This is a genomic window from Streptomyces sp. W16 (genome assembly GCF_033194735.1).
In the GTDB taxonomy this organism is placed as follows: domain Bacteria; phylum Actinomycetota; class Actinomycetes; order Streptomycetales; family Streptomycetaceae; genus Streptomyces.
Genome location: NZ_JAWOAI010000443.1, coordinates 1 through 8,478 on the forward strand (window position 1 = coordinate 1; position 8,478 = coordinate 8,478).

Here is an 8,478-nt window from a genome sequence, read left to right on the forward strand (position 1 = left end):
GGCGTTGACGGGCGCGGTGAGCGCGACGTCGAGCGTCTTGGCCGCGGCCTGTCGGCCGCCGCCGAAGCCGCCGCCACCGCCGGGTCTGCCGCCCGCCCGGGCGCCGCCACCGGCCGAGTTGCCGAGGGAGGCGGACAGGGTGGGGCTGATCGCGGTCACGACGTACGCGCCCGCCAGGCCGAGCGCGATACCGAGGACGCCACCGACCAGACCGTTGACGATGGCCTCGCCGACCACCTGCCGGGTGACCCGGCCCGACTTCCAGCCGAGCGCCTTCAGGGTGCCGAACTCGCGCACCCGGCGGGAGACCGCCGAGGAGGTGAGCAGACCGGCGACCAGGAACGCGGCGATCAGGACGGCGATCGACAGCCACTTGCCGACGTTGGTGGCGAGGGAGGAGGCGGTGGACAGGGACCCGGAGACGGTGTCGGCCAGGTCGGCGGAGGTGGTGACCGTCGTACCCGAGACATTGCTCGTGATGGTCTTCTTGACGGCCGAGATCTGCTTGGAGTCGGTCGCCTTGACGTAGATCGTGGTGACCTTGTTCTTGTCACCGCTCAGGGTCTGCGCCTGCGTCAGCGGGATGTACAGGTTGGCCGCCGCGTCACCGCTGGTCGCGGTGGCGATCCCGATGACCTTGTACTTGACGCTCTTGATCGTGACCGTGGACCCGACCTTGAGCTTCTTCGTCTTGGCGTACGCCGAGTCGGCGACGACGACCTTCGAGTTGGCCTCGGCGGTGGTGAAGGTACGGCCGCTGGTGATCTTCGAGGAGGTCAGCGGGCCGAGCGCGGGCTTGGTGACGTCCGTGCCGTAGACCGAGTACGAGTTGATGTTGAAGTTGGCGCCACCACCGGTGACTTCGCCCTGCGGCGCGCCGGTGGCACCGCCGCGGTTGCCGCCGCCTCCGGTGGTGCCGCTCCCCTGGTTCTGCTGGAACTGGCCCCGGGTGAACTGGCCGTCGACCTTGACGACGTTGAGGCTGAGCCCGCCGACGGCGTCGGATACACCCTTCTGTCCCGCGACCTTGGTGACGGTGGTGGAGGCCAGCGTCGTGAAGCCCTGGACCATGACGCGGTCACTGCTCTGCGTCTTGCTGTCGTCGTTGTTGTTGGCGTCGAACTGGAACCGCGGCTGCTGCGAACTGTTCGCGCTGGCCGTGGCCGCCTTGGTGACGGTCATGTCCGTGCCGAGTCCGTACAGCGACTGCAGGACCTTGTCCTGCGCCTTCCCCATGCCGGAGGACACGGAGTTGACCACGATGACCAGCGCAATGCCCAGTGCGAGGCCGGAGGCGACGACGAGGGCCGCTTTTCTGCGGCGGCGCAACTCGCGCCTCAAGTAGGTGAAGAACATGGCCGCAAGCTAGGTACAGCGCGTGATGATGCCATAAGGCCGACATAAGAGAACGATGAGAAGGCTGTCCGTGGGCAAAGAATGACCCCCCGCGAGGCTGTCAACGGAGGCCCGGGACAACCCGTTTCGCGGTGTTTTCGGAGGCGCGGGACATGGGGCACCGATAGATTCCCCGGATGACGCGAAGCCCCCTCCCACCTGGCCCGGAACTCGATCTCGACGCGATCGACGAGCTGTGCTCGGCCGCCACGCCGGGTCCGTGGTTCGTCAGAAGTCTCGACGACGACTACGCCATGAGCCTGGTCGCGGTCAGCACCGTCGAGGACACCGGACAGGGCGAGCGGTGGCCCGGATTCGACCACGGCGAACTGATCGCGGCGACGCTGGTCCAGCAGCCCCGGTACGTGGACTGCGCCGACGAACGCTGGGACGAGAACGCGGCGTTCATCGCCATGGCCAGGCAGGCAGTCCCCCAACTGGTCGAAGAAATCAGGCGCCTTCGGACTCTCCTCACCCCCTGAGCACACACCACACGGTCTCGCGGTCGGCACCCTGCTCCACGCCCCACGTCACGGCCAGGGCGTCGAGCACCCCTTCATCACCGCGCTCACGACCCCCGTTCCCGAGTCGGGCTTGCCGCAGACGCCGTAGCCGGTATCGTCGTCGTTGAAGAGGAACGAGCCCCCGCCACGGCGGGTATCCGTGACAGGGGCTCAGGCTCACTCAGGAGCCTTCGGAGGCCCCTAGTACTTCTGGGGGCCTCCGGCTACCTGGTGATCCACCAGAGCCACCACCTCCTCACGTGCTTGGCCCACGATTCCGGCAACCACCGGGTGAACCGACACACAAGAGTCAGCTTTGGTCTGGCATGACGTCCCATGGGTGCGCCTCCCTTTTCTCAGGGAGGCGGCCTTTTTTCGTACCCGGAACCGCCTCGCTTCGGGCCGGGCCCCGAGGGGACGGGACCCGGAACAAGGGAGGCGCACCCGAGGGCGCGTCATATGACGGATATTACCGGCAACTCGCATATGCCGTGGACCACTTGAGCCAGGCAACGAAAAGGCGGTCACCCCCAGCCAGGGGCAACCGCCTTCAAGCGAAGCGGAGTTGGTAGGTCGGGTCGGGTCAGACCTCCGAACCCGCCTTCCACTGGGCCCAGTCCATGTTCCAGCCGTTGAGGCCGTTGTCCGGTGCCACCGTCTTGTCGCCCGTGTTGGAGATGACGACGACGTCACCCACGATCGAGTTGTTGTAGAACCACGCCGCCGGCATGTTCTTGTCGCCCGCGCCCTTCACGTCCTGCAGGCCCACGCAGCCGTGGCTGGTGTTGACGCTGCCGAAGACCGACGGCGAGCCCCAGTAGTTGCCGTGGATGAACGTGCCGGAGCTGGTGAGGCGGATGGCGTGCGGGACGTCCTTGATGTCGTACTCGCCCTTGCCGTCGTCGTCCGTGAAGCCGACCGTCGCGCCGTTCATCCGGGTCTGCACGAACTTCTCGGACATCACCATCTGGCCGTTGTACGTGGTGTTCGCGGGCGAGCCCGCCGAGATCGGGATGGTCTTGACGACCTTGCCGTCCTGCTCGACCTTCATCTGCTTGGTCTTCGCGTCGACGTACGAGACCTGGTTGCGGCCGATGTGGAAGGTGACCGTCTTCTGCTGCACGCCGTAGACCCCGGAGGCGCCCTCGACGCCGTCGAGCGCGAGCTTCAGCGTGACGGTGGAGTTCTCCTTCCAGTAGTCCTCGGGGCGGCAGTCCATGCGCTGGGTGTTGAACCAGTGGCAGACGACCTCCTGGCCGCTGCTGGAGGTGACGGTGACGCCCTTCTGCACGGCGGCCTTGTTGGTGATCGCCTTGTTGAAGTTGATCGAGACCGGCATGCCGACGCCGACCGTGGAACCGTCCTCGGGAGTGAAGTTCCCTATGAAGCTGTTGGCCGGGGAGACCGTGGTGAAGGAGGCGTTCTCGTGGGCGGCGAGGCCGGCGGAGTCCTTGGCGGTGGCCGCGAGCTTGTAGGTGGTCGAGCGCTCCAGCTGGGCGCTGGGCTTCCAGCTGAGCTTGTCGGCGGAGATGGTGCCCGCGACGGCCGTACCGTCCGCGGTCGTCATCGTCACGGCCGTGAGCGTGCCCTTGCTGACAGTCACCGCTGCCGAGTTGTTGATGGAGGCGTTGTCCGAACCGTCCGCCGGTGTGATCTTGATCTGGGCCGCGGACGACTTCTTCGCCGCCGCCTCGTCGGCCTTCGACTGTGAGCTCTGGCTCGAATCGCTTCCGGACGACTTGTCGTCGCTGCCGGAACACGCCGTGAGCACGAGCACACCGCCGAGCAGTGCGGACGCGGCCACAAGACCCTTGCGCCGCTTACTGTCCGTCATCACACGCTTCTCCATCGTTGCCGAATCACCAAAAACCCGAGCGCCCCGTTAAACAGTTCTTAAGAAACCAACGCTACGGCTGGTGCGTCCCGTTCCGCCTACCCACTATGTGTGGGGCACACCACGTCCTCTGTGACGCCTGGAACCGTTGAGACGACGAAACCCCGGACAGCGGTTGCCGCCCGGGGTCACGTACTCCCGCGCACGGCTCAGCCGACCACTGCCGTCCCGTCTGCTTCCTCATCGCCGTCGACATCATCCTCGTCGAGGTCCCAATCCGGCGAATCCGGGTCGTAGTCGATCTCCTCACTGCTCCACGAGGCCTGGGCCAGTTCGACCCCGGGCATCTCACCGACCAGGTCGAACGGGTCCACGAGATAGGCGAGCGCCTCGGCGGTGTCTTCCGTCACAGCGCTCTCGGCGTGCACCCGTTCGTCACCGGGCAGTTCCGGATCGTCGGCGATCTTGGCCAGCGCGGCCTTGGTCACGGCGTCCTCGTTCTCGACTTCAAGAACGAGTTCGACACGAAGGCGTACAAAACGTGATGTCTCTGGAGTGGTCATGCCGGGAGCGTACGGCCCACAGCTCCCGCGACTTTCCCACGACCCGCAGAGTTCATTAGCATCGCTCCACACGGCCAATTCGCCAGCGCCACAAGGGGATCGATATTCCGTGTCAACCGCTCGCCGAACGATGCTGACCGCCACCGCCGCGGGCACCCTGCTGGGCGCCCTGTGGTTCGTCCCCTCCGCCAACGCGACGGTGACCGACCAGGTGAGAGTGGAGACTTCGGCGACGCCAACCTCCCAGGTCACCCAGCAGGCAAGGGTGACCTCGACGGCAGTCACCACCTACTCGGACGACACCCAACTCGCCGACACCGGAAGCCCGGACACCACGCCGTACATCATCGGCGGGACCATTTTCCTCGGTCTCGGCGCCGGTTTCGTGGCGTATTCGGTACGACGGGAGCGCCTCGGGTTTTAACTCGCTTGACGATTGCTTGACTTAAGCTTCATAGTCCGCTCATGAAGAGAACATCGGGCATACGGCTGTGCGTCACCGTCGCGGTGGGCGCACTGTCGCTGGCCCTCATCACCGGCTGCTCCGACGGCGGTTCGGACAGCGCCAAGAGCAACGCCACGAACGACGCCAAGGACAGCGGCACCACCAGCTCCGCGAAGGCGCTCTCCGCCGCCGAGTTGAAGAAGCTGATCCTCGCCCAGGGCGACGTCGACGGCTACAAGGTCGCGGCGGTCACCGAGTCGGTCCCCGGCGGCAGGGCCGGCATCAAGGCCGACGCGAAGTGCAAGCCCCTTCTCTACGTCATGAGCGGCCTCGCCCCGACCGACGCGCCCGCGGAGACCAACCGCATGGCCACCGCGAACAAGAAGCCCGCGGCCACCGCCTCCGCCGACCTGGAGAACATGAGCGACGCCGACATCGAGAAGGCGCTCACCGACTCCATGAGTGTCGACGTCACGGTCGTCGCGCTCTCGTCGTACGACGGCGACGGCGCCCAGAAGGCCGTCAAGGCCGTGTCCGACGCGGTCGCGGGCTGCACCGGCGGCTTCACGGCCAAGGCCGGCGGCGAGGAGCAGAAGTTCACCAGGATCACCGCCGAGAAGGGCTCGGGGACCGGCGACGAGTCGGTGGCGTACGCCGCGTACGGCGAGGTGGACGAAGCGGACGGCAAGTCCTCCGTCGTGCACGCCGAGGTCGTCCGCCACGGGAACGTCCTCGCGACGTACTACACGATGAACCTCGGCGCGATGGTCGCCGGCAAGGCCTACACGGTCCCGGCCGCGGTGGTCACCGCGCAGTCCGCCAAGCTGAAGTGACGTACGGGGCCCGGCCGTTGCCACGACCGGGCCCCAACTGCCCTACAGCAGCGGCCCGGTGACCTTCTCCACGGCCTCCACCACATACCCGTCGCGCACGAACGCCTCCGCCGCGGCCAGGTCGGGAGACAGGAAGCGGTCCGGTCCCGGACCCTCCACCCCCGCCGCCCGTACGGCGTCGATGACCGCCCGGGACGCGGGCGCCGGGGACAGCCCCTCGCGCAACTCCACGGCACGCGTGGCCGCGTACAGCTCCACCGCGATGATCCGGGTGAGGTTGCCGACGGCGGTGCGCAGCTTGCGCGCGGCCGACCAGCCCATGGAGACGTGGTCCTCCTGCATCGCGGAGGACGGGATCGAGTCGGCGGAGGCCGGTACGGCCAGCCGCTTCATCTCGCTGACCAGCGCGGCCTGCGTGTACTGGGCGATCATCAGCCCGGAGTCGACACCGGCGTCGTCGGCGAGGAACGGGGGCAGTCCGTGCGAGCGGTTCTTGTCGAGCAGCCGGTCGGTCCGGCGCTCGGCGATCGAGCCGAGGTCGGCGGCGGCAATCGCGAGGAAGTCGAGGACGTAAGCCACCGGCGCGCCATGGAAGTTGCCGTTGGACTCCACCCGACCGTCGGGCAGCACCACGGGGTTGTCGACGGCCGACGCCAACTCCCGCTCCGCGACGAGCCGTGCGTGCGCGATCGTGTCCCGCCCGGCACCGGCGACCTGCGGAGCACACCGCACCGAGTAGGCGTCCTGGACGCGGGGCGCGCCGTCCTGGTGGTGCCCGGTCAGCTCCGAACCGGCAAGCACGGCAAGCATGTTGGCGGCACTGGCACCCTGCCCGGGGTGGGGGCGGATGGCGTGCAGCTCGGGCGCGAGCACCTTGTCGGTGCCGAGCAGCGCCTCCAGCGACAGCGCAGCCGTGACGTCGGCGGACTTGTACAGCATGTCGAGGTCGGCGAGGGCCATGACCAGCATGCCGAGCATGCCGTCGGTGCCATTGAGAAGGGCAAGGCCCTCCTTCTCGCGCAGCTCGACAGGCGCGATCCCGGCTTCCGCAAGCAGCTCACCAGCAGGCCTCACGACCCCGTCCGGCCCCTCGGCGTCGCCCTCGCCCATGAGCGTCAACGCGCAGTGGGAGAGCGGCGCGAGGTCGCCGGAACAGCCGAGGGAGCCGTACTCGTGGACGACGGGCGTGATCCCGGCGTTCAGCACATCGGCCATGGTCTGCGCGACCCCGGGCCGCACACCGGTGTGCCCCGAGCAGACGGTCTTCAACCGCAGGAACATCAGCGCCCGCACGACCTCCCGCTCCACACGCGGCCCCATCCCGGCGGCATGCGAACGAACAATATTGCGCTGCAACTGTGCCCGCAGCTCCGGGCTGATGTGCCGGGACGCCAGCGCCCCGAACCCGGTGCTCACCCCGTACACGGGCTCCGGCTTGGCCGCGAGCGCGTCCACGATCTCCCGCGCCGCGGCGAGCGCCGCGACGGCCTCGGCCGAAAGCTCGATCCGGGCGCCCCCACGCGCCACGGCGAGGACGTCGGACGCGGTGACCCCGGACGTCCCCACCACCACAGTGTGCATATCCATATTCAGGAGCGTACGCATTGAATGCGACAGTGTCACTACCGGGTGCCCACTTAGACCCTTACAGATGGGTCACCGAGCGGGCCGCCAACCGCGTACGGCGGCAAGGCGACGTGTCGGGGGGTGTCCGCCCGCAGCGGTTGGCGCGTCAACACCGCCACATTCTTGAGCACCCGATTCCGCGCCGTTCCGAGGACGGATACCCCCCGACGCGGCGCCGACCCACAACGAACCGCACGCGCCCCCGCCCATCACGCCCGCCGCCCCCGGAACCGCCGCCGCTCCGCCGGCATCTCCGGGGTCGGCGAGTCCGCGAGCCGCACCACAGGATCATCCGGCCCGTCCCGCCCGGCGACCACCGGCCGGTCCGCGCGCAGCGCCTTCGCACGGTACTGAGCCGCGTCCGCCAGCCGGAACAACCGCCGCCCGGACCGCACCGCCCCGATCGGATCCTCGGTCGACGCAACCCCGCACGCGACACCTTCACCCAACTCCAACTCGGCGGCCCGGCGGCACAGTTCACCCGCCGCGTCGACCACCTCGTCGGCGGGCGGCCCGACCGCCAGCAGACAGAACTCGTCCCCGCCGAGCCGCGCGGCGAGCGCGCCCGGCAGCATGGCCCCGCACAGCGACAGCACCGACCCGAAGCGTTCGAGCAGCCGGTCACCGACCGCGTGGCCCCGGGTGTCGTTGACGCGCTTGAGCCCGTTGAGATCGCACACCACGAGGCTGACCACGACCCCGTCGCGCCGGTGCCGCTCGACCGCCTCGTCGAGCCGCACGTCCACGGCCCGCCGGTTGGCGAGCCCGGTGAGCGCGTCCGTGAACGCGAGCCGCCGCGCCTCCTCCAGCCGCTCGGTCTGCGCGATTCCCGCCGCCACCACGGAGGCGAGAACCGTCGCGAAATCGGCGTCCCCCCGATCGAACACGGCCGCGCCGACCGGCCGCGCCACATACAGCTCGCCCCAGGCCCGCCCGTGCAGCACGATCGGGGCGACGACACAACATCCGCGCCTACGACGCCGTAGCGCAGCCACGCGCTGGTGGCAGTAGCCGGGACTGCCCGCCGCCGGACCCTCGGCGGTCTCGACCCACGCGTTGGGTTCACCGCCGCCGGCCCACCGCTCGTGCAGGAACTCGGTGATCTCGGGGAACTGGTGCACCGGATAGGTCTCGCCGTCCGGGAACTCCTCCTCGCCCGCCGCCCGCTCCCCCACGTTGACGAGGACCCGCAACCGCCCCAGCTCCCGCTCCCACACCGACAGCGCCGCGAAACTCCCGTCCAGCGCCCGGCACGCGCCCGACGCCGCCGCCCGCCAGG

8 protein-coding genes are annotated in these 8,478 nt (G+C 68.7%); 3 read left to right on the plus strand and 5 right to left on the minus strand.

Annotated elements, in window-relative coordinates:
- The coding region (locus R6V09_RS39515) for an ABC transporter permease (protein ID WP_317886307.1) at positions 1-1,356 on the minus strand (1,356 nt) is incomplete at its 3' end.
- 176 nt (positions 1,357-1,532) lie between these two features.
- Here R6V09_RS39515 and R6V09_RS39520 point away from each other — a divergent pair.
- Complete coding sequence (locus tag R6V09_RS39520; RefSeq protein WP_317886308.1) at positions 1,533-1,877, plus strand: hypothetical protein; 345 nt, start codon at positions 1,533-1,535, stop codon at positions 1,875-1,877.
- 604 nt (positions 1,878-2,481) lie between these two features.
- Here the strand turns inward: R6V09_RS39520 and R6V09_RS39525 are convergent.
- The gene (locus R6V09_RS39525; RefSeq protein WP_317886309.1) at positions 2,482-3,732 is read right to left on the minus strand and encodes a L,D-transpeptidase; all 1,251 of its coding nucleotides are present in this window, start codon (positions 3,730-3,732) and stop codon (positions 2,482-2,484) included.
- A 209-nt stretch (positions 3,733-3,941) separates the two neighbouring features.
- Positions 3,942-4,295 carry a hypothetical protein gene (locus R6V09_RS39530; RefSeq protein WP_317886310.1) on the minus strand — a complete coding sequence of 118 codons (354 nt, stop codon included), beginning with the start codon at positions 4,293-4,295 and terminating at the stop codon, positions 3,942-3,944.
- A 130-nt stretch (positions 4,296-4,425) separates the two neighbouring features.
- Between R6V09_RS39530 and R6V09_RS39535 the strand changes: the two genes are divergently transcribed.
- Together R6V09_RS39535 and R6V09_RS39540 are read left to right on the plus strand one after the other, a co-directional pair.
- Positions 4,426-4,719 carry a hypothetical protein gene (locus R6V09_RS39535; protein ID WP_317886313.1) on the plus strand — a complete coding sequence of 98 codons (294 nt, stop codon included), beginning with the start codon at positions 4,426-4,428 and terminating at the stop codon, positions 4,717-4,719.
- 41 nt (positions 4,720-4,760) lie between these two features.
- Positions 4,761-5,573, plus strand: a complete 813-nt coding sequence (locus R6V09_RS39540) for a hypothetical protein (RefSeq protein ID WP_317886311.1) — start codon at positions 4,761-4,763, stop codon at positions 5,571-5,573.
- 42 nt (positions 5,574-5,615) lie between these two features.
- Here the strand turns inward: R6V09_RS39540 and hutH are convergent, their stop codons facing one another.
- Positions 5,616-7,154, minus strand: coding sequence for a histidine ammonia-lyase (gene hutH, locus R6V09_RS39545; RefSeq protein WP_317886314.1), 1,539 nt, complete (start codon positions 7,152-7,154; stop codon positions 5,616-5,618).
- Between the two features lie 254 nt (positions 7,155-7,408).
- Positions 7,409-8,478, minus strand: a 1,070-nt coding sequence (locus tag R6V09_RS39550) for a GGDEF domain-containing protein (RefSeq protein ID WP_317886312.1), incomplete at its 5' end; no start/stop codon positions are given.